This is a genomic window from Arsenicicoccus sp. oral taxon 190, from assembly GCF_001189535.1.
In the GTDB taxonomy this organism is placed as follows: domain Bacteria; phylum Actinomycetota; class Actinomycetes; order Actinomycetales; family Dermatophilaceae; genus Arsenicicoccus.
On sequence record NZ_CP012070.1, the window covers coordinates 2,449,818 to 2,476,377 of the forward strand.

23 protein-coding genes and 1 tRNA gene are annotated in these 26,560 nt (G+C 72.6%); 21 read left to right on the top strand and 3 right to left on the bottom strand.

Going from position 1 to position 26,560, the window contains the following annotated elements:
• The first annotated feature begins 11 nt into the window (after positions 1-11).
• Positions 12-281 carry a DUF6704 family protein gene (locus ADJ73_RS11340; protein WP_050348352.1) on the top strand — a complete coding sequence of 90 codons (270 nt, stop codon included), beginning with the start codon at positions 12-14 and terminating at the stop codon, positions 279-281.
• Between the two features lie 94 nt (positions 282-375).
• On the opposite strand, the gene ADJ73_RS11345 is transcribed toward ADJ73_RS11340, so the two are convergent.
• Positions 376-1,017, bottom strand: coding sequence for a DUF4190 domain-containing protein (locus tag ADJ73_RS11345; protein WP_050348353.1), 642 nt, complete (start codon positions 1,015-1,017; stop codon positions 376-378).
• Between the two features lie 131 nt (positions 1,018-1,148).
• Here ADJ73_RS11345 and ADJ73_RS11350 point away from each other — a divergent pair, with 131 nt between their 5' ends.
• The 12 genes from ADJ73_RS11350 (at position 1,149) to ADJ73_RS11405 (ending at position 15,506) form a co-directional block, all read left to right on the top strand.
• Complete coding sequence (locus ADJ73_RS11350) at positions 1,149-1,595, top strand: DUF2752 domain-containing protein (protein ID WP_050348354.1); 447 nt, start codon at positions 1,149-1,151, stop codon at positions 1,593-1,595.
• Between the two features lie 131 nt (positions 1,596-1,726).
• Positions 1,727-2,539: an indole-3-glycerol phosphate synthase TrpC gene (trpC, locus tag ADJ73_RS11355; protein ID WP_050348355.1), complete on the top strand. Its 813-nt coding sequence runs from the start codon at positions 1,727-1,729 to the stop codon at positions 2,537-2,539.
• 20 nt (positions 2,540-2,559) lie between these two features.
• On the top strand, positions 2,560-3,855 hold the full coding sequence (gene trpB / locus ADJ73_RS16995; RefSeq protein ID WP_050348356.1) for a tryptophan synthase subunit beta: 1,296 nt from the start codon (positions 2,560-2,562) through the stop codon (positions 3,853-3,855).
• Between the two features lie 5 nt (positions 3,856-3,860).
• A complete protein-coding gene (gene trpA / locus ADJ73_RS17000) occupies positions 3,861-4,646 on the top strand; it encodes a tryptophan synthase subunit alpha (RefSeq protein WP_050349414.1) in 786 nt (261 codons plus the stop codon).
• Complete coding sequence (locus tag ADJ73_RS11370) at positions 4,643-5,179, top strand: MauE/DoxX family redox-associated membrane protein (protein WP_082176945.1); 537 nt, start codon at positions 4,643-4,645, stop codon at positions 5,177-5,179. Before trpA ends, ADJ73_RS11370 begins: the two co-directional genes overlap by 4 nt.
• Positions 5,176-5,967 (top strand): DsbA family protein, encoded by a 792-nt coding sequence (locus ADJ73_RS11375; protein WP_050348357.1) that lies wholly within the window; start codon positions 5,176-5,178, stop codon positions 5,965-5,967. The genes ADJ73_RS11370 and ADJ73_RS11375 overlap by 4 nt, the downstream gene beginning before the upstream one ends.
• Positions 5,964-6,821: a prolipoprotein diacylglyceryl transferase gene (lgt, locus tag ADJ73_RS11380; protein ID WP_082176946.1), complete on the top strand. Its 858-nt coding sequence runs from the start codon at positions 5,964-5,966 to the stop codon at positions 6,819-6,821. The genes ADJ73_RS11375 and lgt overlap by 4 nt, the downstream gene beginning before the upstream one ends.
• A gap of 158 nt (positions 6,822-6,979) precedes the next feature.
• On the top strand, positions 6,980-11,587 hold the full coding sequence (gene gltB, locus ADJ73_RS11385) for a glutamate synthase large subunit (RefSeq protein WP_082177160.1): 4,608 nt from the start codon (positions 6,980-6,982) through the stop codon (positions 11,585-11,587).
• Positions 11,580-13,037, top strand: coding sequence for a glutamate synthase subunit beta (locus tag ADJ73_RS11390; RefSeq protein ID WP_050348358.1), 1,458 nt, complete (start codon positions 11,580-11,582; stop codon positions 13,035-13,037). Before gltB ends, ADJ73_RS11390 begins: the two co-directional genes overlap by 8 nt.
• Before the next feature lie 173 nt (positions 13,038-13,210).
• The gene (gene pyk, locus ADJ73_RS11395; RefSeq protein ID WP_050348359.1) at positions 13,211-14,659 is read left to right on the top strand and encodes a pyruvate kinase; all 1,449 of its coding nucleotides are present in this window, start codon (positions 13,211-13,213) and stop codon (positions 14,657-14,659) included.
• A gap of 45 nt (positions 14,660-14,704) precedes the next feature.
• Positions 14,705-14,787, top strand: a tRNA-Leu gene (locus ADJ73_RS11400).
• A 110-nt stretch (positions 14,788-14,897) separates the two neighbouring features.
• The gene (locus ADJ73_RS11405) at positions 14,898-15,506 is read left to right on the top strand and encodes an ANTAR domain-containing response regulator (protein ID WP_050348360.1); all 609 of its coding nucleotides are present in this window, start codon (positions 14,898-14,900) and stop codon (positions 15,504-15,506) included.
• Between the two features lie 27 nt (positions 15,507-15,533).
• Here ADJ73_RS11405 and ADJ73_RS11410 read toward each other — a convergent pair whose 3' ends face one another.
• Positions 15,534-16,304 (bottom strand): DUF554 domain-containing protein, encoded by a 771-nt coding sequence (locus tag ADJ73_RS11410; protein ID WP_050349417.1) that lies wholly within the window; start codon positions 16,302-16,304, stop codon positions 15,534-15,536.
• Positions 16,305-16,498: 194 nt separating this feature from the next.
• On the opposite strand from ADJ73_RS11410, the gene ADJ73_RS11415 reads away from it, so the two are divergent.
• Positions 16,499-17,095 (top strand): GNAT family N-acetyltransferase, encoded by a 597-nt coding sequence (locus ADJ73_RS11415; protein WP_050348361.1) that lies wholly within the window; start codon positions 16,499-16,501, stop codon positions 17,093-17,095.
• A 33-nt stretch (positions 17,096-17,128) separates the two neighbouring features.
• Here ADJ73_RS11415 and ADJ73_RS11420 read toward each other — a convergent pair whose 3' ends face one another.
• The gene (locus tag ADJ73_RS11420) at positions 17,129-17,569 is read right to left on the bottom strand and encodes a hotdog fold thioesterase (RefSeq protein ID WP_050348362.1); all 441 of its coding nucleotides are present in this window, start codon (positions 17,567-17,569) and stop codon (positions 17,129-17,131) included.
• Positions 17,570-17,588: 19 nt separating this feature from the next.
• Between ADJ73_RS11420 and polA the strand changes: the two genes are divergently transcribed.
• The 7 genes from polA to mnhG all read left to right on the top strand — a co-directional run bounded on the left by polA (position 17,589) and on the right by mnhG (position 26,550).
• Complete coding sequence (gene polA, locus ADJ73_RS11425; protein WP_050348363.1) at positions 17,589-20,288, top strand: DNA polymerase I; 2,700 nt, start codon at positions 17,589-17,591, stop codon at positions 20,286-20,288.
• A gap of 84 nt (positions 20,289-20,372) precedes the next feature.
• A complete protein-coding gene (locus ADJ73_RS11430; RefSeq protein WP_050348364.1) occupies positions 20,373-23,258 on the top strand; it encodes a Na+/H+ antiporter subunit A in 2,886 nt (961 codons plus the stop codon).
• Positions 23,255-23,722 carry a Na(+)/H(+) antiporter subunit C gene (locus ADJ73_RS11435; protein WP_050348365.1) on the top strand — a complete coding sequence of 156 codons (468 nt, stop codon included), beginning with the start codon at positions 23,255-23,257 and terminating at the stop codon, positions 23,720-23,722. Before ADJ73_RS11430 ends, ADJ73_RS11435 begins: the two co-directional genes overlap by 4 nt.
• Entirely contained in the window at positions 23,719-25,293 is a 1,575-nt protein-coding gene (locus ADJ73_RS11440) for a Na+/H+ antiporter subunit D (protein WP_050348366.1), read from the top strand. The genes ADJ73_RS11435 and ADJ73_RS11440 overlap by 4 nt, the downstream gene beginning before the upstream one ends.
• On the top strand, positions 25,290-25,796 hold the full coding sequence (locus tag ADJ73_RS11445; protein ID WP_050348367.1) for a Na+/H+ antiporter subunit E: 507 nt from the start codon (positions 25,290-25,292) through the stop codon (positions 25,794-25,796). Before ADJ73_RS11440 ends, ADJ73_RS11445 begins: the two co-directional genes overlap by 4 nt.
• Positions 25,793-26,143, top strand: coding sequence for a monovalent cation/H+ antiporter complex subunit F (locus ADJ73_RS11450; protein WP_253272559.1), 351 nt, complete (start codon positions 25,793-25,795; stop codon positions 26,141-26,143). The genes ADJ73_RS11445 and ADJ73_RS11450 overlap by 4 nt, the downstream gene beginning before the upstream one ends.
• Positions 26,140-26,550 (top strand): monovalent cation/H(+) antiporter subunit G, encoded by a 411-nt coding sequence (gene mnhG / locus ADJ73_RS11455; protein WP_082176948.1) that lies wholly within the window; start codon positions 26,140-26,142, stop codon positions 26,548-26,550. Before ADJ73_RS11450 ends, mnhG begins: the two co-directional genes overlap by 4 nt.
• Positions 26,551-26,560: the final 10 nt, after the last annotated feature.

Consider the following 26,560-nt stretch of genomic DNA (forward strand, 5'->3'; position numbering starts at 1 on the left):
CAGGAGCCACCATGGAAGACCGCCCCCAGTCCGCCCCCTCGGCCAACGAGCGCGCCACCCACGACGCCCACGGCCAGTCGATCGCCGCGTGGGCAACCGTGGGAGTCCTGCTGCTCGGGTCGCTCGTGCTCTCGGTGGCCGTCATCTTCGCCCACTGGGTGTGGATCGCCGTCGGCGCGCTGATCGTCCTCGCCGGCCCGGTCGTCGGGATCGCGCTGAGCCGCGCGGGCTACGGCGCCGGCGGCGCCAAGGACAGCTTCACCAACAGCCCCCACCGCTGAGCGCCGCGCCGACGCCAACGACGCCGAGCCGGACACGCGCCGAGGCCCGCCACCGACGACGGTGGCGGGCCTCCGCGCTGGGCCGGACTCCCGGTCACTTGCTGGACAGGCCGTCCATGATGCACTTCTGCATCTGCTCGGGGTTGTTCTGGTACTGGTTGGAGCAGCGCTCGAAGAGCGGCCCGTTGGCGCTCGCGAAGGCCAGCAGGGCGACCGACAGCAGCGCCCCGATGATGCCGAGCACCAGGCCGGAGATCGCCAGGCCGCGGCCGCCCACGAGCCCGCGCTTGGCCTGCCGCATCCCGAGGACGCCGAGGACGATCGCGACGATGCCCGCGATCAGGCCCGGCCAGCCGCCGCAGCAGACCAGCGGGATCGACAGGATGCCGAGGACCAGCGAGATGATCCCGAGGGTGTTGGTCTTGCGCGGCTGCGGCGCGTAGCCCTGACCGTAGGGCTCGGTGCCGTAGGGCGGCTGGCCGCCACCCTGCGCCGGGCCCGGGTACTGCTGCTGGCCGTAGGGCTGCTGGGCGTAGGGCTGGTCCTGCTGACCGCCGGGCTGCTGGGCATACGGCTGGTCCTGCTGGCCGCCGGGCTGCTGGCCGTACGGCTGGCCCTGCCCCTGCTGGCCGTAGGGCTGACCGGCGGGCTGGCCGCCGTAGCTGCTCGAGCCGGACCCCGAGGCCCCGGGCTGCTCGGGCTCGCCGGGATAGGGATTCTGCGGACGGTCGGTCATGCAAATGCTCCCCTCATGCGTTCGTCGTGGCCGCGCGGTCGCGGCTCACGCGCCACGCTAGCGGGGCCACCTCGCCTCCCGGGTGCTCGTCGCTGCGGGGGACCGGCGTGTCGTGCGCCTATCGTGGCTGCGTGACCACGTCGCCGCGCCTCGTGAGCCGGGCCTCGGCCGCCCTCCCGGCCTCGCTGCTGGGTGCCCAGGTCGTGGCGCTGGCGGCGCTGCGGCTGCGCGACCCGCACGTCCCGGGCAGCTGGGGAGGCTGCCCCTTCCTGGCGCTGACCGGCCTGCCGTGCCCCTTCTGCGGCGGGCTGCGCGCCCTCAACGACCTCACCCGGGCGGACCTGGCCGGAGCCGTGTCGTCCAACGCGGTCATGGTGCTCGCGACGGTCCTCGCGCTCGTCGCGACGGTGGCGTGGACCGCGGCGGCCTGGCGGGCCGCACGTCGGGGCGAGCCGGACCCGGTCGCCATACGGCTGGAGCAGGCACCCGTCGGGCGATGGGTGGCCGCGGCGCTGCTGCTGTGGTGCGCCTTCGGGGTGCTGCGGTGGTGGGGCCCGCTCGCGTGGCTGCAGCCGTAGCCTCACCCCCGTGCCGCACCCGTCTGCCGCACCACGTGGCGCACCCAGCTGCCGCCCGCGCGCGTGCCCGAAAGGTAGGACACCCGCCGCCGGATTCGGACCAGGCGGGCCCGCGTGACTAGCCTGAGGCCGTGCCCTCCGTACTAGACGACATCATCGCCGGCGTCCGCGAGGACCTCGCGCGTCGCCAGCAGCAGACGTCGCTGGACGACCTCAAGGCGCAGGCGGCCCGCCGCGCGCCGGCCCGGGACGCCCGTGCCGTGCTCGCCGCGGGACGCACCGCGGGCATCCGGGTCATCGCCGAGGTGAAGCGGTCCAGCCCCAGCAAGGGCGCCCTGGCGCTCATCGCCGACCCCGCGGGGCTCGCCGCCGACTACGAGGCCGGGGGAGCGAGCGTCATCTCGGTGCTCACCGAGGAGCGCAGGTTCGGCGGCAGCCTCGCCGACCTCGAGGCGGTGCGGGCGCGGGTCGAGGTGCCGGTGCTGCGCAAGGACTTCATGGTCGAGCCCTACCAGCTGTGGGAGGCGCGCGCCCACGGCGCCGACGTCATCCTGCTCATCGTCGCCGCTCTCGAGCAGCCGGTGCTCGTGTCGCTGCGCGAGCGCGCCGAGTCCCTCGGCATGACCGCGCTGGTCGAGGTGCACGACGAGGAGGAGGCCCGCCGTGCCCTGGACGCCGGCGCCACCGTCATCGGCGTCAACAACCGCAACCTGAAGACCCTCGAGGTCGACCGGTCCACGTTCGCCCGGGTCGCGGCCCAGCTGCCGACCACGGTCGTGCGGGTCGCCGAGTCCGGGGTCCGGGGCGCCCACGACGTGCTCGACTTCTCCCGCGCCGGCGCCGACGCGGTGCTCGTCGGCGAGTCGCTGGTCACCGGCGGCACCCCCCGGGAGACCGTCGCCACCCTGATCGCCGCCGGGGCCCACCCGGCCCTGCGCCACTGATCGACCGCAGAGAGGTCCGTATGCCGAACCCCAGCCACCGCTCCCCGAGCGACGCCCAACCCGGGGACCCCGTCGGGCGCTTCGGCGACTTCGGCGGCCGCTACGTCCCCGAGGCCCTGATCGCGGCCCTGGAGGAGCTCGACGAGCAGCGCCAGAAGGCATGGGCCGACCCGGAGTTCGTCGCCGAGCTGGACCGGCTCCACCGCACCTACACCGGTCGCCCGTCGATCATCACCGAGGTGCCGCGGTTCGCGGAGCACTGCGGTGGCGCCCGGGTCCTCCTCAAGCGCGAGGACCTCAACCACACCGGCTCGCACAAGATCAACAACGTCCTCGGCCAGGCGCTGCTCGCGCGCCGCATGGGCAAGACCCGGGTGATCGCCGAGACCGGCGCGGGGCAGCACGGCGTGGCGACGGCCACGGCGGCCGCCCTCATGGGGCTGGAGTGCGTGGTCTACATGGGGGAGCGGGACACCGAGCGGCAGGCCCTCAACGTCGCGCGGATGCGGCTGCTCGGGGCCAGGGTGGTGCCCGTGCGCCACGGCTCGCGCACCCTCAAGGACGCCGTCAACGAGGCCTTCCGGGACTGGGTGGCCAACGTCGAGCACACCCACTACGTCCTCGGGACCGTCACCGGCCCCCACCCCTTCCCGGAGATGGTGCGCGACTTCCACGCGATCATCGGCGAGGAGGCGCGGGGCCAGGTGCTCGAGCTGACCGGCCGGCTGCCCGACGTCGTGTGCGCCTGCGTCGGCGGCGGCTCCAACGCCATGGGCATCTTCCACGCCTTCGTGGGGGACGAGCAGGTCCGGCTCGTCGGCCTGGAGGGCGGCGGCGAGGGCGTCGCGTCCGGCCGCCACGCGTCCCGCTTCTCCACCGGCACGCCGGGCGTGCTGCACGGCGCCTTCACCTACCTGCTGCAGGACGACGAGGGCCAGACCATCGAGTCCCACTCGGTCTCGGCCGGGCTGGACTACCCCAGCGTCGGACCCGAGCACGCGGCGCTGCACGCCTCCGGCCGGGCGGAGTACCACCCCGTCACCGACGACGAGGCGATGGAGGCCTTCCAGCTCCTCACCCGCACCGAGGGGATCCTGCCCGCCATCGAGTCCAGCCACGCGCTCGCCGGCGCCATGAGGCTCGGCCGCGAGCTCGGGCCCGACGCGCTGATCCTGGTGAGCCTGTCCGGCCGCGGCGACAAGGACGTGGACACGGCGGCCCGGTGGTTCGGCCTGATGGACGGCGAGGACTTCGCCCGGGCCGAGCAGATCAAGGCCGCCGAGCCGGTGCAGGACAACGAGGGGCAGGGACAGTGAGCGGCATCTCCCGCGTCAGCGACGTGCTCAAGCGGTGCCGCGACGAGCACCGGGCCGCGCTGGTCGGCTACCTGCCCGTCGGCTACCCCGACGCCGACCGCTCGATCGCGGCCATGGTCGCGATGGTCGAGGCCGGCGTCGACGTCGTCGAGGTCGGCATCCCCTACAGCGACCCCGTGATGGACGGCCCGGTCATCCAGGACGCCGCGGTGCAGGCCCTCTCCGGCGGGGTGCGCCTCGCCGACGCCTTCCGCGCCGTGCGGGCGATCACCGACGCCGGCGGCGCCGCGGTCTGCATGACCTACTACAACCCGGTGCTGCGCTACGGCGTGGACCGCTTCGCCGGGGAGCTGGCCGCGGCGGGCGGGTCCGGGCTGATCACCCCCGACCTGATCCCCGACGAGGCCGGCGACTGGCTCGCCGCGGCCGATCGCCACGACCTCGACCCGATCTTCCTGGTGGCACCCTCGTCCACCACCGAGCGGCTGGCGCGCACCGCGGCCGCCTGCCGCGGCTTCGTCTACGTCACCGCGCTGATGGGGGTCACCGGCGCCCGCGCCGCGGTCGGCCCCGAGGCGGCCGCGCTGATCGCCCGCGCCCGCGCCGTCACCGACACCCCGCTGTGCGTGGGGCTCGGGGTCTCGACCCGGGAGCAGGCGGCCCAGGTCGCGGCATACGCCGACGGGGTCATCGTGGGGTCGGCCCTCGTCCGCGCGCTGGGGGACGGCATACCGGCCCTGCAGGGGGTCGTGCGAGAGCTTGCCGCCGGCGTGCGGGAGGGACACCGATGAACCGCTGGTCACCGTGGGTGGGGCTGCTCGCCCGGCTCGTCCTCGGCATCACGCTGCTGATCTCCGGCGGTCTCAAGATCGGGGCCCTGGAGGCCTCGGCCGAGGCGGTCCGCGCCTTCAAGATCCTGCCCTTCGACCTCGCCAACATGGTCGGCTACGTCCTGCCCGTCGTGGAGCTCGCCCTCGGGGCGCTGCTCGTCCTCGGCCTCTTCACCCGCCTCGCCGGGGCCCTCGGCGCGCTGCTCATGCTGGTCTTCACCGCCGGCATCATCAGCGTCTGGGTCCGCGGGATCTCCATCGACTGCGGCTGCTTCGGCGGCGGGGGAGCCGTCGACCCGGCCGACACCAACTACCTCTGGGACGTGGTCCGCGACCTCGCCCTGATGGCCTGCGGCGTGTGGCTCACGCTCCGCCCAGCCACCCCTGTCAGCATGGACCGGTGGCTGCACGGCGCCCCTGCGCAGCCGGTCCACCACGACCGCCACGACCGTCACGACCCGAGCCGACCCGACCACCAGGAGCACCGCCGATGAGCACCAGCTACGAGGAACGCCGCGCCAAGGCCCAGGCCGCCGCGCCCCGCAACAACAAGGGCAAGGTCGTCGTCGCCGCGGTCGTCGTCGCGCTGCTCGTCCTCGCGGGCGTGCTCTACGCCGTGCTGTCCCAGCAGAGCCACAAGAGCTCGGTGGCCGACCAGATCGCCAACGCCACCAACCCGCCCAACGCGACCAGCGACGGCGGTGGCATCGTCGCCAACCCCGGCAAGGCCAAGCCCGGCGCCCCCACCCTCGTGATCTACGAGGACTTCCAGTGCCCGATCTGCAAGCACGTCGAGGACGCCGTCGGCCCCACCCTGACCAAGCTCGCCGACGAGGGCAAGGTGCGCCTGGAGTACCACCTGCGCAGCTTCCTGGACGCCAACATCCAGAACGCCCTCGGCGGCAAGGTGCCCAACCCCGACTCCTCGCTCCGGGCGGCCGCTGCTGCCGGCTGCGCCGACGCGGCCGGAGCCTTCAAGGCCTACCACGACGTCGTCTACAAGCACCAGCCCGAGGAGGGCAAGGGCTACACCGACCAGCAGCTGTCCGACACCTTCGCCAAGGAGGCCGGCCTGTCCGGTGACCGGCTCCAGGGCTTCGGGACCTGCGTGCAGGACCAGAAGATGAAGGGCTACGCCACCAAGATGGAGCAGGTCGGCCAGCAGAAGGGCAACACCGGGACGCCGCAGTACCTCCTCAACGGCAAGGAGATCGCCTTCCAGACCTTCGCCCAGGACCCGACCGTCCTGGAGAAGGCCGTCGCGGACGCCACCGGCAAGTGATCGCTCTCGCCCCGGCCGAGATCCCGAGCCCCACGCAGGGGGTCTGGCACCTCGGGCCGCTCCCGCTGCGGGCCTACGCCCTGTGCATCCTCGCGGGGATCCTCGTCGCGGTCTGGCTGACGCAGCGTCGCCTGGCCGCCCGGGGCGGGCGCCCGGAGAGCGTCGTCGACGTCGCCATGTGGGCGGTGCCCTTCGGGATCGTCGGGGGTCGGCTCTACCACGTGATCTCCTCCCCGCAGGCCTACTTCGGCGACGGCGGGCGTCCCATGGACGCCTTCAAGATCTGGGAGGGCGGCCTCGGCATCTGGGGCGCCGTCGCCCTGGGCGCCCTCGGGGCGTGGATCGGCTGCCGCCGCGCCGGCGTGCCCTACCTCGACTTCGCCGACGCGCTGGCGCCGGGCCTGGTCCTCGCGCAGGCCCTCGGCCGGTGGGGCAACTGGTTCAACAACGAGCTGTATGGCGGACCGACCGACCTGCCCTGGGCGCTGCGGATCTACCAGTGGGACCCGTCGGCGGGGGCCGCGGTGCGGGACGGCGCCGGGGCGCCGGTCGTCCGCGGGCTGTTCCACCCCACCTTCCTCTACGAGTCGCTGTGGTGCGTCGGCGTCGCGGTCCTGCTGATGTGGGTCGACCGCCGGTTCAGGCTGCGCCGGGGCCAGGTGTTCGCGCTCTACGTCATGGGCTACACGCTCGGCCGGCTGTGGATCGAGATGATGCGGATCGACACCGCCAACCACGTCCTCGGGCTGCGGCTCAACGTCTGGACCAGCATCCTCGTCTTCGCGTTCGGTCTGGCATGGTTCGTCCTGGCTCGGCGGACCCCTCCCACCATCTCGACGGACGACCGGACGTAATCTCATACTTCGGACCGAATAACTTCCCGTCGCGGGTGGGGCGGCACTCTTGCCCCGTGTCGTTGCGTGGCCATCGCCGTCCCCGCAGCGATGCTCCATGACCGGACGGCATCCCGCCGTCCGGCCGAGTACGAGGACGGTGACACGAGATGTCGGAGATGCCTGAGCGCCCCGGGGTCCCTGCGGTTCCCGCGGTTCCTGCGATTCCCGCGATTCCCGCGATTCCCCAGACGTTCGCCCGGTTCGGCGCCCAGCCGGCCGACCAGGGCCTCTACCGCTCGGACCAGGAGCACGACGCCTGCGGTGTCGCCATGGTCGCCACGCTGCGCGGCAGCGCCGGGCACGACATCCTGGACCAGGCCCTGCTGGCCCTGACCAACCTCGAGCACCGCGGCGCCACCGGCGCCGACCCGCTGGTCGGTGACGGCGCGGGGATCCTCACCCAGGTCCCGGACGACTTCCTGCGCGCGGTGACCGACTTCCCGCTGCCCCCGCGGGGCGGCTATGCGGTCGGGACGGCATACCTGCCGATGGGCGAGGAGGAGCGCGCCGCGGCCGTCGCCACGGTCGAGCGCATCGCCGCGGAGGAGAACCTCAAGGTCGTCGGGTGGCGCGAGGTGCCGGTCGAGCCGGGGTGCGTGGGGCAGACGGCCCGCGACTGCATGCCGCACTTCGCGCAGCTCTTCGTCGCCGACATCACCGGTCGACGCGCCGGTCTCGAGCTGGACCGCCTGGCCTTCTGCCTGCGCAAGCGCGCCGAGCACGAGGCGCACGTCTACTTCCCGTCGCTGTCGGCGCGCACCCTCGTCTACAAGGGCATGCTGACCACCGCGCAGCTGGAGCAGTTCTACCCCGACCTGTCCGACGAGCGCTTCGCCACCGAGCTGGCGCTGGTGCACTCGCGGTTCTCCACCAACACGTTCCCGTCGTGGCCCAAGTCGCACCCCTACCGCTACATCGCCCACAACGGCGAGATCAACACCGTCAAGGGCAACCGCAACTGGATGCGCACCCGCGAGTCCATGCTGCGCAGCGACCTCATCCCGGGGGACCTCGGCCGGCTCTTCCCGATCTGCACCGAGGACGGCTCCGACTCCGCGTCCTTCGACGAGGTGCTCGAGCTGCTGCACCTCGCGGGCAGGTCGCTGCCGCACGCCGTGCTCATGATGATCCCCGAGGCGTGGGAGAACCACGCCGAGATGGACCCGGCGCGCAAGGCCTTCTACGAGTTCCACTCGATGTTCATGGAGCCGTGGGACGGCCCCGCGTGCGTCACCTTCACCGACGGTTCGCTGGTCGGCGCCGTGCTGGACCGCAACGGTCTGCGCCCGGGGCGCTACTGGGTCACCGACGACGGGCTGGTCGTGCTGGCGTCGGAGTCCGGGGTGCTGCCGCTGGCGGAGGAGCACGTCGTGCGCCGCGGCCGGCTGCAGCCGGGCCGGATGTTCCTCGTCGACACCGAGGCCGGTCGCATCGTCGAGGACGAGGAGATCAAGGCCGAGCTGGCCGCCGCGCAGCCCTACCAGGAGTGGCTCGACGCGGGCGTCATCAAGCTCGCCGACCTGCCCGAGCGCGAGCACATCGTGCACACCGCGGCGTCGGTCACCCGCCGCCAGCAGACCTTCGGCTACACCCTCGAGGAGCTGCGGATCCTGCTCACCCCCATGGCGGTCAGCGGGGCGGAGGCGCTCGGGTCGATGGGCACCGACACCCCCATCGCGGTGCTGTCGAGCCGGCCGCGGATGCTCTTCGACTACTTCACCCAGCTCTTCGCACAGGTCACCAACCCGCCGCTGGACGCGATCCGCGAGGAGCTCGTCACCTCCCTCAGCACCGCCGTCGGCCCCGAGGGCAACGCGCTGGTCCCGAGCCCCAGCCAGGCGCGCCAGGTCGAGCTGTCCTTCCCGGTGATCGACAACGACGAGCTGGCCAAGATCATGCAGATCAACGCCGACGGCGACCTGCCGGGCTACGCCACCCACGTGGTGCGCGGCACCTACCGGGTCGACGAGGGCGGCGAGGGTCTGCGCCGCCGGCTCGAGGAGATCTTCGAGGAGGTCTCGACCGCGATCCGTGGTGGGGCGAGGTTCGTGGTGCTGTCCGACCGTGACTCCGACCGCGAGCTGGCCCCCATCCCGTCGCTGCTGCTCACCTCCGCGGTGCACCACCACCTGATCCGGCAGAAGCAGCGCACCGAGGTCGGCCTGGTCGTCGAGGCCGGGGACGTGCGCGAGGTCCACCACGTGGCCCTGCTCATCGGTTACGGCGCCGCCGCGATCAACCCCTACCTCGCGATGGAGTCCGTGGAGGTCCTGGTGCGCCAGGGCATCATCGCGGGCGTCACCCCCGAGCAGGCCGTCAAGAACCTCATCAAGGCGCTCGGCAAGGGCGTGCTCAAGGTGATGTCCAAGATGGGCATCTCCACCGTGGCGTCCTACCGCGGGGCGCAGGTCTTCGAGGCGATCGGCCTGTCCCAGGAGCTGGTGGACACCTACTTCACCGGCACGGTGAGCCAGCTCGGCGGCATCGGCCTAGACGTGCTCGCCCAGGAGGTCGCCGCCCGGCACACCACCGCCTACCCCGTCGACGGCGTGCGCCAGCCGCACCGCACCCTGCCCGTCGGTGGGGAGTACCAGTGGCGCCGCGAGGGCGAGCCGCACCTCTTCGACCCCGAGACGGTCTTCCGGCTGCAGCACTCCACCCGCCAGCGCCGCTACGACATCTTCAAGCAGTACACCCAGCGCGTGGACGACCAGGCCCAGCGGCTGATGACGCTGCGCGGGCTCTTCGAGCTGGCCTCGGACCGCCCGTCGATCCCCGTCGAGGAGGTCGAGCCGGTCAGCGAGATCGTCAGGCGCTTCAGCACCGGGGCGATGAGCTACGGCTCCATCTCCAAGGAGGCGCACGAGACCCTCGCCATCGCCATGAACCACCTGGGGGCCCGCTCCAACACCGGTGAGGGCGGCGAGGACGTCGACCGGCTCATGGACCCCGAGCGGCGCAGCTCGATCAAGCAGGTCGCGTCGGGCCGCTTCGGCGTCACCAGCCTCTACCTGACCGAGTCCGACGACATCCAGATCAAGATGGCGCAGGGCGCCAAGCCCGGCGAGGGTGGCCAGCTGCCGGGCCACAAGGTCTACCCGTGGGTGGCCAAGACTCGGCACTCGACCCCGGGCGTCGGCCTGATCTCCCCGCCGCCGCACCACGACATCTACTCGATCGAGGACCTGGCGCAGCTGATCCACGACCTCAAGAACGCCAACCCGCGGGCCCGGATCCACGTCAAGCTGGTCTCCGAGATCGGGGTCGGCACGGTCGCGGCCGGCGTCTCCAAGGCGCACGCCGACGTGGTCCTCGTCTCGGGCCACGACGGCGGCACGGGCGCCTCGCCGCTCACCAGCCTCAAGCACGCCGGCGCCCCCTGGGAGCTCGGGCTCGCCGAGACCCAGCAGACGCTGGTCCTCAACGGCCTGCGGGACCGCATCGTCGTGCAGACCGACGGCCAGCTCAAGACCGGCCGGGACGTCGTCGTGGCGGCGCTGCTCGGGGCGGAGGAGTTCGGCTTCGCCACCGCGCCGCTGGTCGTCTCCGGCTGCATCATGATGCGGGTCTGCCACCTGGACACCTGCCCGGTGGGCGTCGCGACCCAGAACCCCGAGCTGCGGGCCCGGTTCAACGGCAAGCCGGAGTTCGTCGAGACCTTCTTCGAGTACATCGCGCAGGAGGTCCGCGAGCTGCTCGCCGAGCTGGGCTTCCGCACCCTGGAGGAGGCCATCGGCCAATCCTCGGTGATCAACACCCGCAAGGCGGTGGCGCACTGGAAGGCCAGCGGCCTGGACCTGTCGCCGATCCTCGCCGAGGCGGTGCCCGAGGACGGCAGCGCCCGCCACTGCACGTCCGCGCAGGACCACGGGCTGCAGCACGCGCTGGACAACGAGCTCGTCGCCCAGGCGCGGCCGGCGCTCGAGGACGGCGAGAAGGTCGTCATCGAGACGACGGTCCGCAACGTCAACCGCACGGTCGGCACGATGCTCGGCAACGCCGTGACCAGCGCCCACCCGCACGGCCTGCCCGACGGGACCATCACGGTGCGGCTGCACGGCTCGGCGGGGCAGTCGTTCGGCGCCTTCCTGCCGGCCGGGGTGACGCTCCAGCTGTATGGCGACGCCAACGACTACGTGGCCAAGGGCCTCTCGGGCGGCCGCGTCGTGGTCCGCCCGGGGGAGCACTCGGCGCTCGTGGCCGAGGACAACGTCGTGGCGGGCAACGTGATCGGCTACGGCGGCACCACCGGCGAGGTGTTCCTGCGGGGCACCGCCGGCGAGCGGTTCTGCGTCCGTAACTCCGGCATCACCGCCGTGGTGGAGGGCGTCGGGGACCACGGCTGCGAGTACATGACCGGCGGCACGGCGATGATCCTCGGGGAGGTGGGGCGCAACTTCGCGGCCGGCATGTCGGGCGGCATCGCCTACCTGCTGGACGCCCGCACCGACCGCATCAACACCGAGCTCGTCGACGTCCTGCCGCTGCGGGACGTGGACCGGCCCGTCGTGGAGGGGCTGCTGCGCGACCACGTGCGGTGGACCGGCTCGGCGGTCGCCCAGGGTCTCCTGGACGACCTCGACGCCGCCTGGGCCCGACTGACCCTGGTCCTGCCGCGGGCCTACCAGCGGGTGCTGGACGTCCGCGCGCAGGCCGAGACCGAAGGACTGGACCTCGACGGCACCGAGGTCTGGGAGCGCATCATGGAGGCTTCTCGTGGCTGACCCTCGTGGATTTCTGAAGCACCGTGAGCGGGAGCTGCCCCAGCGGCGGCCCGTCCCGGTCCGGATCCAGGACTGGAAGGAGGTCTACGAGAACCAGCCCGTCGACGAGCTGCGCCGCCAGGCGAGCCGGTGCATGGACTGCGGGATCCCCTTCTGCCACAGCGGGTGCCCCCTCGGCAACCTCATCCCCGAGTGGAACACCCTGGCCTGGCGTGGCGACTGGCGCGACGCCATCGACCGGCTGCACGCCACCAACAACTTCCCGGAGTTCACCGGGCGGCTGTGCCCGGCGCCCTGCGAGACGGCCTGCGTCCTCGGCATCAACCAGGACCCGGTGACCATCAAGCAGATCGAGGTGACCACGGTGGAGCGCGCCTTCGAGGCGCAGCGGGTCGACCCGGTGCAGCCCGAGCGCCTCTCCGGCAAGCGGGTCGCGGTCGTCGGCTCCGGGCCCGCGGGCCTGGCGGCGGCCCAGCAGCTGACCCGCGCCGGTCACACGGTGGCGGTCTACGAGCGCGCCGACAAGGCCGGCGGCCTGCTGCGGTACGGCATCCCGGAGTTCAAGATGGAGAAGGCCGTGCTGGACCGGCGGCTCAACCAGATGACGCAGGAGGGGACCGTCTTCCGCACCGGCGTCCGCGTGGGGGAGGACCTCACGGGCCAGCAGCTGCGGGAGCGCTACGACGCGGTCGTCCTCGCCATCGGGTCCACGGTGCCGCGCGACCTGCCGGCGCCGGGTCGTGAGCTCGGCGGGATCCTGCAGGCGATGGACTTCCTGCCGCCCGCCAACCGCGCGGCGCTCGGCGAGTCCGTGCCGGGCCAGGTGACCGCCAAGGGCAAGGACGTGGTCGTCATCGGTGGCGGCGACACCGGCGCGGACTGCATCGGGACGTCGATCCGCCAGGGCGCCCGCTCCGTCACGAGCCTGGAGATCATGGCCCGACCGGGCGAGCACCGCCCGGCGCACCAGCCCTGGCCGACCTACCCGATGCTCTTCCGCGTCGCGAGCGCGCACGAGGAGGGTGGCGACCGGGTCTACGCGGTCAACACCAAGGAGTTCCTCGGCGACGACGACGGCAACGTCTCGGGGCTGCGGCTCACCGAGGTGGAGCTGCGCGACGGCCGGTTCGAGGAGGTCGAGGGCAGCGAGCGGGTCATCCCGGCCCAGCTCGTGCTGCTCGCCATGGGATTCCTCGGGCCGCAGCGCGAAGGGCTCCTCGACCAGCTCGGGGTGGCGCTGGACGAGCGGTCCAACGTCCGCCGCGACGAGAGCTTCATGACCTCCGTCCCCGGTGTCTTCGTCGCCGGTGACGCCGGTCGTGGGCAGTCGCTCATCGTGTGGGCGATCGCCGAGGGCCGCAGCGCCGCCCAGGGCGTCGACGCCTACCTGACCGGGCAGTCGCGGCTGCCCCGGCCGATCGCCCCCACCGACCGGCCCCTCACCGTCTGAGCCCACCCCTCCAGACCCCAGCAGGCCGTATGCCGCAGCCCCGCCGCGTGGTGGGCGCTGCGGCATACGGCCTGCTGCGGCTCGTGCCGGTGCCCGCCGGTGCGCCCTGACCACCCGAGGTCGCGGGCCCGCCTGGCAGGGTGACGCACGCCACTGCCACTAGGATGGGAGCCATGCGCCGAGCCAAGATCGTCTGCACCATCGGGCCGGCCACCTCCTCCATCGAGCAGATGCGCAAGCTGGTCGCGGCCGGCATGGATGTGGCACGCCTCAACTTCTCCCACGGATCGCACGAGGACCACCAGCAGGTCTACGCCAACGTCCGCAGCGCCTCGGACGAGGTGGGCCACGCGGTCGGTGTCCTCGTCGACCTGCAGGGGCCCAAGATCCGGACCGGCCGGTTCGCGAGCGGGCCGATCCTGCTCACCAAGGGGGACCGGTTCACGATCACGACCGACGACGTCCAGGGCGACCAGCAGCGCGTCGGCACCACCTACAAGGGCCTGCCGGGTGACGTGAAGCCCGGCGACCGGCTGCTGATCGACGACGGCAAGGTCAGCCTGCGCGCCGTCGAGGTGACGGCCACCGACGTGGTCACCGAGGTCGTCGAGGGCGGCTTCGTCTCCAACAACAAGGGCATCAACCTCCCGGGCGTGGCCGTCAGCGTGCCCGCGCTGTCGGACAAGGACGAGGCCGACCTGCGCTTCGCGCTGCGCCTCGGCTGCGACATGGTGGCGCTGTCCTTCGTGCGCAGCGCCGCCGACGTCGACGACGTCCACCGCATCATGGACGAGGTCGGTCGCCGGGTTCCGGTCATCGCCAAGATCGAGAAGCCGCAGGCCATCGACAACCTCGAGGAGATCGTCCAGCGCTTCGACGCCGTCATGGTCGCCCGCGGGGACCTGGGCGTCGAGCTGCCCTTCGAGGACGTGCCGATCGTCCAGAAGCGCGCGATCGAGCTGTGCCGCAAGTACGCCCGCCCCGTCATCGTCGCCACCCAGGTGCTGGAGTCGATGATCGAGAACTCCCGGCCCACCCGGGCGGAGGCCTCCGACTGCGCCAACGCGGTGCTCGACGGCGCCGACGCGATCATGCTGTCCGGCGAGACCTCGGTCGGCAAGTGGCCGATCGAGACGGTGCAGGCCATGGCCCGCATCATCGAGTCCACCGAGGAGCACGGCCTCTCCCGCGTGCTGCCCACGCCCGAGCCGCGCTGGCACGTCGGGGACGCCGTCACCCAGGCCGCGGTCGACATCGCGCGCCACCTCGACGTGAAGTACCTCGTGACCTTCACCCAGTCCGGCAAGTCCGCGCGGCTGCTGTCCCGGCTGCGCTGCAACATCCCGGTCCTCGCCTTCAGCCCCGAGCAGGCGACCCGGTCGCGGCTGTCGCTGTCCTGGGGCGTGGAGACCTTCCTGGTCCCCGACGCGTCGCACACCGACGAGATGGTGATGCAGGTGGACCTCGCGCTGCTCGCCGCCGGCCGGGTCGAGGAGGGCGACTACGTCGTCATCGTGGCCGGGACGCCGCCGGGCGTCGTCGGCACGACCAACTCGGTGCGGGTGCACCGCATGGGCGACTCGCTCAACGAGCGGATGGGGCGCACCGCCGCGACCGCCTGAGCGGTCCGGCCCTGCCCGTGCGGCCAGTAGCATGGGCGGGCACCCGCCGGGGTGGTGGAATGGCAGACACAGAGCACTCAAAATGCTCCGTCCGCAAGGGCGTGCGGGTTCGAATCCCGCCCTCGGCACACGGATCTCGCGCCTCCGTCCGCGCTCGCCGGCTCCTCGCGAGGCGGCCCGGACGGCGTGGCCTGACCACATCTCGCGTCCGCGGCCCCGGGGGGCATAGGGTGGCGGGGTGACTGAGCACCCCGTGAACACCGGCCGCCGCATCCTCGTCGCCGAGGACGAGGCCCTCATCCGACTGGACCTCGTGGAGATGCTCCGCGACGCGGGCCACGAGATCGTCGGGCAGGCGAGCAACGGCGAGCAGGCCGTGGAGCTGGCCCAGGAGCACAAGCCGGACGTCGTCATCATGGACGTCAAGATGCCCGTCCTCGACGGGATCTCGGCGGCGGAGCAGATCGGCAACGCCAAGATCTGCCCGGTGGTCATGCTGACGGCGTTCAGCCAGACCGAGCTGGTGGAGCGGGCGCGGGACGCGGGCGTCATGGCCTACATCGTCAAGCCGTTCACCGCGGCCGACCTCGCCCCGGCCATCGACATCGCGGTGTCCCGCTGGGCGGAGTACCAAGCCCTCGAGTCCGAGATCGCGGACCTGTCCGACCGGCTGGAGACCCGCAAGGCCGTGGACCGGGCCAAGGGCGTGCTGATGAGCAAGCTCAAGCTCTCCGAGGCCGACGCCTTCCGCTGGATCCAGAAGACCGCCATGGACCGCCGCATGGGCATGCGCCAGGTCGCCGAGGCCGTCATCACGGGCATGGGTGAGGGCAAGGACAAGAAGTAGCCCCGAGCCCTGAGGCGGGCGGCCCGGTCAGCGCAGCGCGATCACCACCTGCGTCAGCAGCGGCGCGACGACCAGCGCGGGCAGCAGGTCGCCCACGGGGATCTCCCGGATCCGCAGCAGCCGCAACGCGATCGCGACCAGGAGCAGGCCACCGGTGGCGGTCAGCGCGGAGATGTGCGCCGCGGGCAGCACCGACCCGAGCAGCACGCCCACGATCGTGAGCAGGCCCTGCACGACGGCCACGGACGCGGCCGAGAGCAGCACCCCCACCCCGAAGGTCGACGCGAAGGCCAGGGCGGCGAAGCCGTCCAGCACCGACTTCAGCGCGAGCTGGTCGATGCCGCGGCCCAGGCCGTCGCTCAGCGACCCGAGGATCGTCAGCGGCCCGACGCAGAAGAGCAGCGACGCCGTCAGCCAGCCCTCGATGAACCGCTCCCGCTCGGCGTGCGCGTCCTCCCCGCCGGACCGGCCCCGGTGCAGCCGCTGCTGGATCACGCCGGCGAGGCCCTCCAGTCGCTCCTCGATGCGCAGCGCGGAGCCGACGATCGCGCCGACGAGCAGCGACCCGAGGACGATGAGCATGGGGGCGCCGGTGCCGACGGCCGCCCTCAGCCCTGGGTCGGTGACCTCCCACGCCGACAGCAGGGCCATGAGCAGCGTGGTCAGGCCGAGGCAGTCCGTGACGATCGAGCGGGTGCGCTCGGACAGGCGGTGCCCGACGAGCATCCCGAGGGAGGCGCCGACGAGGACCGTCACGACGTTGATGACGGTACCCAGGCCGGGGAAGGCAGCGTTCATGGCCGCAGCGTAGGGCGTCATACGCCATCCGTGACCAGGTGACCACCGTTGGTGGACAGATCACGAACTGATCACGATCGAGGGCCGACCCGGCCTACCCAAGGTTTGCCGGACGTGCCATATTTCTCCCTGGAGAGTGCTTCGGGGGAGGCATGCGCCACTGGCAAGCGATGTTGTGTCCCTGGAGGTTTCTCATGAGTCGGTCCCTGACCGTCGTCCGCTCCCTCGAAGTCGGTGACGGTGACGCGTTGTTCGCCCTCTGGTCCCAGGCCGTGGCCGACGGTGCGCTGGTGGGGGAGACGGCCGGTCGGCCGCTCACCCAGGACCGGCTCGAGCAGGTCCTCGCGAGGTCCGGCGTCTACACGCTGGTGGCCGCCCAGGACGACGAGCTCGTCGGCTTCACCATCGCCACCGCCAGCCCCCTCAGCGCCCTGACCGACGCCGGCTGCGTGACCCTGGAGGTGCTCTACGTCTCCCCGGCGGCCCGCGGCCGCGGCGTGGGGCACCAGCTGCTCGCCAAGGCGACCCTGCTGGCGGAGCAGACCGGCGCCACCCACGTGGCCACCAACGTGCCGAGCCAGGGCCGCGACCTCAACCGGTTCTTCGCGCGGATGGGCTTCGTGTCCACCGTGACGCGGCGGATCACCACCCCTGCAGCGCTGCGGCGCCGGCTGGCGGGGGAGGACGTGCGCCCCTTCGACCGGGTGCTGGCGCGGCGCCGCTCGCTGCGCGCCCGCACCGGCCTGACCCAGCCGCTGCCGGTCCTGGACCCGACCGCGCGGGTCTCCTGAGACCGACCTCCCGAGGCTCGGACCTCGTGAGGCTCAGACCTCGTCGCGCAGCGCGCAGGTGATCCGCGAGGTGCACACCCGGCGCCCGCGCTCGTCGCTGATCACGACGTCGTAGCACGCGGTCGAGCGGCCGACGTGCACCGCGGAGGCGACCCCGGTGACGACGCCCTCGCGCACCGCCCGGTGGTGGGTCGCGTTGATGTCCACCCCGACCGCGTAGCGTCCCGGCCCGGCGGCGAGCATCGCCGCGACGCTGCCGAGCGTCTCCGCCAGCACCACCGAGGCCCCGCCGTGCAGCAGGCCGTACGGCTGGGTGTTGCCCTCCACGCTCATGGTGCCGCTGCACCGCTGCGCCGACGCCTCGGTGAGCTGGATCTCCATCCGCTCGATCAACGTGCCGCGCCCCAGGTCGCGCAGCTGCTCGACGGTGAGGGGCTCGTCCGGGGCGGTCGTCGTTGCCGGTGTGTCGGTCATAGCGCCTAGGCTGCCATGCGTGACCCGACTTCTCCTCCTCGACGGACACTCGCTGGCCTACCGCGCCTTCTTCGCGCTCCCGGCGGAGAACTTCTCGACCACCACCGGCCAGACCACCAACGCGGTCTACGGCTTCACGTCGATGCTGATCAACCTGCTGCGGGACGAGGACCCCACCCACGTCGCGGTGGCCTTCGACCTGTCGCGGCAGACCTTCCGCACCCAGGAGTACTCCGACTACAAGGCGGGTCGGGCGACGACGCCGGACGAGTTCAAGGGGCAGGTGTCGCTGGTCCAGGAGGTGCTGGACGCGCTGCGGATCCGGCACGTGTCGGTCGAGGGCTACGAGGCGGACGACATCATCGCGACGCTGACGACGCAGGCGACCGCCGAGGGGTTGGACGAGGTGATCATCTGCTCCGGGGACCGGGACGCCTTCCAGCTCGTGGACCAGCGCACCACCCTCCTCTACCCGGTGCGCGGGGTGTCCGAGGTGTGGCGGATGGACCCCGAGGCGGTGACCACGAAGTACCTCGTGCCCCCCGACCGCTACAGCGACCTGGCCGCGCTGGTGGGCGAGACCTCCGACAACCTCCCCGGGGTCCCCGGGGTGGGTCCCAAGACGGCCGCCAAGTGGATCACGCAGTATGGCGACCTCGCGGGCATCGTGGCCCACGTCGACGAGATCAAGGGCAAGGCAGGGGAGTCGCTGCGCGCCCACCTCGACCAGGTGCTGCGCAACCGTCGCCTCAACCAGCTGGTGCGCGACGTCGAGCTCCCCCTCACGGTGGCCGACCTGGCCCGCACCAACTGGGACCGCGACGAGGTGCACCGGGTCTTCGACGGCCTGGAGTTCCGGGTGCTGCGGGACCGCCTCTTCGCCACGGTCGAGGCGACCACCCCCGAGGCCGAGGCGGGCTTCGAGGTGGAGGGGGACGTCCTCGAGGCGGGGGAGGTCGCGGCCTGGCTGGCGGAGCACGGCCGCTCCGGTCGGGCGGGGCTGACCGTCGTGGGGCGCTGGGCCCGCGGGACCGGCGACGTCGAGGGGCTCGCGATCGCGGCGGGCGACGGCCGCGGCGCCTACGTCGACATGACCTCGCTGGACCCCGACGCCGAGCAGGCGATCGGCCGCTGGCTGGCCGACGCCGACGTCCCCAAGGCGCTGCACGACGCCAAGGGTCAGCTGCAGGCGCTGTGGGCCCGCGGGTTCACCGACGTGGCGGGCGTCGACCTGGACACCGCGCTCGCGGCCTACCTGGTGCGTCCTGACCAGCGCTCCTACGACCTCGCCGACCTGGCGCTGCGCCACCTGCACCGCGAGCTGCGGGTCGAGGGCGGCTCGGAGCCGCAGGGGATGCTCGACTTCTCCGCGGACCAGGACACCGAGGCCCGGGAGGCGATGGTGCGGGCCCGCGCCGTGCTCGACCTGGCCGGCGTGCTCGAGACGCAGCTGGCCGACACCGGCCAGCGGGAGCTGCTGCGCGACGTCGAGCTGCCGCTGCTGACGGTCCTGGCCCAGATGGAGCGCGTCGGCATCGGCGTGGACGAGGAGTCGCTGGCCGCGCTGGAGGGGCACTTCGCCGACCAGGTGCAGCAGGCGCAGCAGGACGCCCACGACGCGATCGGCGACGACACCATCAACCTGGGGTCGCCCAAGCAGCTGCAGACCGTGCTCTTCGAGACCCTCGGGCTGCCGCGCACCAAGCGCACCAAGACCGGCTACACGACCGACGCGGAGGCGCTCGCGGACCTGCAGGCCAAGGAGCCGCACCCCTTCCTGGAGGCGCTGCTGCGCCACCGCGACGCCGCCAAGCTCCGCTCCACCATCGAGGGCCTGCGCAAGTCGGTGGCCGAGGACGGCCGGATCCACACCACCTACCTGCAGACGGTGGCGGCGACCGGCCGCCTCAGCTCCACCGAGCCCAACCTCCAGAACGTCCCGATCCGCACCGAGGAGGGCCGGCGCATCCGCTCGGTCTTCGTCGTGGGTCACGGCCGGCACCACGACCAGCCGGTGGACTTCGCGTCGCTCATGTCGGCCGACTACAGCCAGATCGAGATGCGCATCATGGCCCACCTGTCCGGTGACGCCGGGCTCATCGAGGCCTTCCGCAGCGGCGAGGACCTGCACCGGTTCGTGGGGTCCCGGGTCTTCGGGGTAGAGCCCCAGGACGTGACGGCCGCGATGCGGTCCAAGGTCAAGGCGATGAGCTACGGCCTCGCCTACGGCCTCTCGGCCTTCGGGCTGTCCAAGCAGCTGCGCATCTCCACCTCCGAGGCCCAGGGCCTGATGGACGGCTACTTCGAGCGGTTCGGCGGGGTGCGCGACTACCTGCGGGAGGTGGTGGCCCAGGCCCGGGCCACCGGATACACCGCCACCATCCTCGGGCGCCGTCGCTACCTCCCGGACCTGACAAGCGACAACCGCAACCGCCGCGACATGGCGGAGCGGATGGCGCTCAACGCCCCCATCCAGGGCTCCGCCGCCGACATCATCAAGCTGGCCATGCTCGGCGTGGACCGGGCGCTGCGGGAAGCCGACCTGCGCTCCCGCATGCTGCTGCAGGTGCACGACGAGCTGCTGCTCGAGATCGCGCCGGGGGAGCGGGAGGCCGTGGAGCAGCTGGTCCGGGCCGAGATGGGCGCTGCGGTGCCGCTGGACGTCCCGCTCGACGTCCACGTGGGCCTGGGGCGGTCCTGGCAGGACGCCGAGCACTGACCCGCTGACGGCGCCGTCGCGCAACCAGCCTGGGCCCAGGGCCTCCTCCTAGACTGGCCCAACCCCCGCCTCCCAAGGAGCTCGATGCTCGTCCTGGTCTGCCTGCACCTGCTCGCAGCCGTCGGTGCCCCCCTGCTGGTGCGGTGGTGGGGACGGCGGGCCTTCTGGGCGCTCGCCCTGCCCTCGGTCGCCACCGCGGGCTACGCGCTGGCGCGCACCGCCGACGCCCGCGGCGGCACCGGACCCGTCGAGCGCCTCGACTGGGTCCCGTCGCTGCACCTCAGCATCACGCTGCGGATGGACTCCCTGGCCTGGCTGATGTGCCTGGTCGTCGGGATCGTGGGCGCGATGGTGCTCATCTACTGCGCCGGCTACTTCGAGGACGACGAGCCGGGGCTGGACCGGTTCGCGGCCCACCTCACCGCCTTCGCGGGGGCCATGACGGGGCTGGTCCTCAGCGACGACCTGCTGCTCCTCTACCTCTTCTGGGAGCTGACGACGGTCCTGTCCTACCTGCTCGTCGGCCACCAGTCGCAGCTCGAGGACAGCCGCAACGCCGCGACGCAGGCGCTCGTCGTCACGACCGCCGGTGGGCTCGCGATGCTCGTGGGCATCGTCATGGTGGGCCAGGCCGCCGGCACCTACTCGCTCTCGGCGATCCTCGCGGCACCCCCCTCAGGGGGCACGATCCCCGTCGCCGTGGTGCTGCTCCTCGTCGGCGCCGTCAGCAAGTCGGCGCTGGTGCCCTTCCACTTCTGGCTCCCCGGCGCCATGGCGGCGCCCACCCCGGTCAGCGCCTACCTGCACGCCGCCGCCATGGTCAAGGCGGGCGTCTACCTCGTGGCGCGGCTCGCCCCCGGCTTCGCCACGTCGCCCAGCTGGCACCCCGTCGTGCTGACGCTGGGCTGCCTCACGATGCTGATCGGTGGCTACCGGGCGCTGCGGCAGGTGGACCTCAAGCTGCTCCTGGCCTACGGCACCGTCTCCCAGCTGGGCTTCCTGATCGTCCTGGTCGGCACCGGCTCCGCCGAGGCGGCGTATGCCGGCCTCGCCATGCTCGTCGCCCACGCCGTCTTCAAGGCAGGGCTGTTCCTGTCCGTCGGCGCGATCGACCACGCGACCGGGACCCGCGACATCCGGCGGCTGAGCGGCCTGCGGCACCGGATGCCGGCCGTGTGGCTCGCCTCCACCGCGTGCGCCGTCTCGATGGCCGGCCTGCCTCCCACCCTGGGCTTCGTCGGCAAGGAGGCGGTCTACGAGACCTTCTGGCACGGCACCCAGCCGTGGAGCCGCCCGGTGCTCGCCGTCCTCGTGACGGGCTCGATCCTCACCCTGGCCTACAGCGCACGGTTCGTCCTGGGGGCCTGGAGCGACGTGCCGGGGCAGCGCCCCACCGACTACCACGCGCTGCCCGCGCCCGTGGTCGCCATACCGGCTGTGCTCGGGGCCCTGAGCGTGATCGCGAGCCCCTTCCTGGGCCAGGCGCAGCACCTCCTCGAGGGCTACGCCGCCGCGTGGCCCGAGGGGGACCACCCGATCCACCTGGGGCTGTGGCACGGTCTCACACCAGCCCTGTGGCTGACCGTCCTCACCGTGCTCGCGGGACTGGCCCTGGTGGCCGTGCGGACGTCCGTCGAGCGGGTGCAGCGGGCGCTGCCGCACCCTCCCGCCGCGGTGTCGGCCTACCGCGTCGTCATGCGCGCCCTGGACCGCGGGTCGATCGAGGTCACCGGTGGTCTGCAGCGCGGTTCGCTGCCCCTGACGCTCGGGCTGATCCTCGTGGTCTTCGCCGGGCTGACCGTGTCCGGGCTCCTCGGCGTCCAGCAGCGGCCGGCGCTGCGCTGGTGGGACACGCCCGCCCAGGCCGGGGTGGCGCTCGTGATCACGGTCGCGGCCGTCGCCGCGGTGCGATCCCGGCGCCGGCTGCGCGGCGTCTTCCTCGTGGGGGCCACCGGCTACGGCGTGGCCGTCCTCTTCCTCCTGCACGGCGCCCCGGACCTCGCGCTCACGCAGGTCCTGGTCGAGACCGTCTCCATCGTCGTCTTCGTGCTCGTGCTGCGGCGGCTCAGCGGGAAGTTCAACGACGACCCCTCCCGCGGCAACCGCAGCCTGCGGATCGCCCTCGGCGTCGTCTCCGGGGTGCTGGTGTGCGGTGCCGCGCTCGCCGCCGCCGGCGCTCGCACGGCGCCGGCCGGGTCGGTCGGGTGGCCCGTCGAGGCGACGACCTTCGGCGGCGGCGAGAACACCGTCAACGTCGCCCTGGTGGACATCCGGGCGTGGGACACGATGGGGGAGATCTCCGTCGTGGTGGTGGCCGCCACCGGCGTCGCCAGCCTCATCTACATCAGCCAGGCCCGCGTGACCGCGACCCGACGACGGCTCAGCGAGGCCCGCCGCAGCCTGCATCAGGCCGGGCGCCCGCACCCGGACGAGCCGCCGCGGCCCCCCGGCTGGCTGGCGACCCCCGTCAAGGACCGCCCGGGGGAGCCGTCGCTGATCTTCGCCGTCGTCACCCGGCTGCTCTTCCCCGTGATCATGGTGTGGTCGGTGTTCCTGCTCTTCGCCGGGCACAACAACCCCGGGGGCGGCTTCGCGGCCGGGTTGGTGGCCGGGCTGGCGCTGACCGTCCGCTACCTCGCCGGCGGCCGCGTGGAGCTGCGGCTGGCCCTTCCGCTCATGCCGGGCGCCCTGCTCGGCACCGGGCTCTTCCTGTCCGCCGGCTTCGGGTTCGTCTCGATGCTGGTCGGGGGCTCGGTGCTGCAGAGCTGGGACGCCGACCTCGACCTGCCGCTGATCGGGCACCTGCACCTGGTGTCTTCGGTCTTCTTCGACCTCGGCGTCTACCTCGTGGTCATCGGGCTGATGCTGGACATCCTCCGGGCCCTCGGGTCCGCGCTGGACCGGCAGATCGCCGAGGCCTCCGACCCCGACGACCACACCGTCGCGACCCACGAGGAGGCGTCGCCATGACCGTCAACCTCACCCTCGCCCTGCTCGCGGGCGTGCTCTTCGGCTCCGGCGTCGTGCTGCTGATGGCCCGCAGCCTGGTCCGGGCGCTGCTCGGCGTGCTGCTCATGAGCAACGGCGTCAACGTCGTCTTCCTCGTGGCGTCGGGAGCACCCGGTCGGGCCCCGATCGTCTCCAAGGAGTCCGCGGCCTCGGTCACCATCGGCGCCGGCGGCATCTCCGACCCGCTCCCGCAGGCGATGGTCCTGACGGCGATCGTCATCACGCTGGCGGTGACGGCATACTGCCTGGCCCTGGCCCACCGGGCCTGGCAGCTGTCGTCCAGCGACAACGTCGAGGACGACCCCGAGGACACCAGGATCGGGCAGCTGGCCGAGACCAACGCCGTGCCAGACACCGACTACCAGGACACCAGCGACCCGCACGCCCTGGCCGACGCCGTGACCGACGAAGAGGCACACCGATGACCCCCACCGACCTCGTGCCGCTGCCGGTGGTGCTGCCGCTGGTGGGCGCCGGGCTCACGGTGGTGGCCTCCGGGCACCGCGGCACCCAGCGGCTGATCAGCACCGTCGTGCTCACCACGTCGGTCGTGGCCGCGGCGCTGCTGCTGTGGGCGGCCCACACCCGGGGCACCCAGGTGGTCCGGGTCGGTGGCTGGCCCCCGGCCGACGGCATCACCCTCGTGGTCGACCGGCTGTCGGCGCTGATGCTGCTGGTCTCCTCGGTCGTCACGCTCGCGGTGATGCTCTGCGCGATCGGGCAGGGCCGGGCCGCCGACGACACCGAGAGCGACAGCGAGCGCTCGCTGCCGATCTTCCACCCGACGATGCTGGTCCTGTCGGCGGGCGTGTCCACGACCTTCGTCTCCGGCGACCTGTTCCACCTCTACGTGGGCTTCGAGATGCTCCTCTTCGCGAGCTTCGTCCTGCTCACCCTCGGCGGGACCGCCCCGCGGGTGCGGGCGGGCGCCCACTACGTCGTGGTCAACCTCCTCTCGTCCCTGGTCTTCCTGGTGGCGATCGCCCTGGTGTATGCCGCCACCGGCACCGTCAACCTCGCCGAGCTCGCCGGGCGGCTGGACGCCCTGCCGTCCGGCCAGCAGGGGCTGCTGCACGGCATGCTGCTGCTGGGCTTCTGCATCAAGGCCGCGGTCTTCCCGATGTCCGGCTGGCTGCCGGACTCCTACCCGACGGCCCCGGCGTCGGTCACGGCGGTCTTCGCGGGGTTGCTGACCAAGGTCGGCGTCTACGCGATCATCCGCACCGAGACCCTGCTCTTCCCCGACGGTCGCCTGGACACGGTCCTGATGTGGGCCGGCCTGCTCACGATGCTGGTGGGGATCCTGGGCGCGGTGGCGCAGGACGACATGAAGCGGCTGATGTCCTTCACCCTCGTGTCCCACATCGGCTACCTCGTCTTCGGCATCGCCGTGGCCAACCGGGCGGGCATGTCCGCGGCAATCTTCTACGCGGCGCACCACATCACCATCCAGACCGCGCTCTTCCTGGTCACCGGGCTGGTGGAGTCGAGGGCCGGGTCGACCTCGCTGAGCCACCTCGGAGGGCTGGGGCGGCTCGCCCCGGGCCTGGCGCTGCTGTTCTTCATCCCGGCCATGAACCTCGCCGGCATCCCGCCCTTGTCCGGCTTCCTCGGCAAGGTGGGGCTCATCCAGGCCGGCGTCGACGCGGGCACGCCGCTGGCGTTCACGCTGGTGGCCGGGTCGGTGGTCACCAGCCTGCTGACGCTCTACGCCATCAGCCGGGTGTGGGGCCGCGTCTTCTGGCGGGCGCCGCGCGCTGTGTCGATCGGCGACGGCCAGGACGGCGAGGTCGTCACCGGCGAGGCCGCGGCCCGCGCCATCGCCGCCCGGCCGCTGCCGCTCGGCGCGGTCGTCCCCACGACCGCCCTGGTGGCGGTGACCGTCGCGATCACGCTCGTGGCGGGCCCGCTCTACGGCATCACGGATGCCGCCGCCGCCCAGCTGGCCGACCGCGCCGGTTACGCCCGAGACGTGCTGGGAGGTGGTCACCCGTGAGCGGACGCATGCGGCTGACGCCGACCGTCGGCCTGGCCGTCGTCTGGATCCTGCTCTGGGGCAACGTGTCCTGGGGCAACGTGGTTGCGGGGCTCGCGGTCGCCGTGGTGGTGCAGCTCCTCTTCCCGCTGCCGCGGGTCATGTCCGGGGTGCGGGTGCACCCGTGGGGCTTCCTCGTGCTGCTGGGTGCCTTCCTGCGTGACCTCGTCGTCGCCAGCGTCTGGGTCGCCTGGCTCGCGGTCCGGCCCCGGCCGATCAGCAAGGGCACCGTCATCGAGGTGCAGCTGACCGAGCGGGACGACCTGCTGCGCACCGCGGTGGCCGAGCTCACCTCCCTGGTGCCCGGCACCGTCGTCGTCGACCTCGAGCCGGAGGACGGGATCCTCGTCATGCACGTGCTGGACCGCAGCGACCCCGCCGACCTGCAGGCCGAGCGCGACCGGGTGGGCCGGCTGGAGCGTCGGGTGCGCCGCGCCCTCGGTCGTGAGGAGGTGGCCCGGTGACCGTCCTCGTGGTGCTGATCGTGTCGATGCTGCTCGTCTCCGCCCTCCTGGCCGTATGGCGGCTCGTCACCGGCCCGACGGTGCTCAACCGCACGCTGGCCAGCGACCTGCTGATCAGCATCGTCATCTGCGCGCTCGGGGTGGAGGCGGTCGTCGGGGAGCACTCGACGACGCTGCCGATCCTGGTGTCGCTGTCCCTGGTGGGCTTCGTGGCGACGGTGGCGGTGTCCCGGTTCGTGGCCGGGGACACCGACGCGGCCGCCCCGCCGGACAAGGCCGACGAGGCCACCTTCCCCAGCGGCTTCGCGGAGGACCGCGGGGTCGAGGACGACGGGAGCAGCCGATGAACCCCGACCACGTGGCGGACGTCGTCGCCCTCGTCTTCCTCACGCTCGGGTCGATGCTCTGCCTGTGCGCGGCGATCGCGCTGGTGAGGTTCCCCGACCTGCTGTCCCGGATGCACGCGGCGACCAAGCCGCAGACCCTCGGGCTGCTGCTCGTCCTGCTCGGGGTCGGGGTCGGCCGGCACGCCGGGCTGGACGTCGGGATGCTGCTGCTCGTCGCGGTCTTCCAGCTGGCGACGGCCCCGGTGTCCTCCCACCTGCTGAGCCGGGCCGCGGTCCACACCGGTCAGGCGACGGGGGTCCGGGAGGACCAGCGGGTGCCCCGCAAGGACGCCGGGCAGGGCCCGTCGTCCCAGCGGCTGCCCCACGAGGACGCCGGGCAGCCCCCGCCGTCCGACCCTGCGGACTGAGACGGCGGGC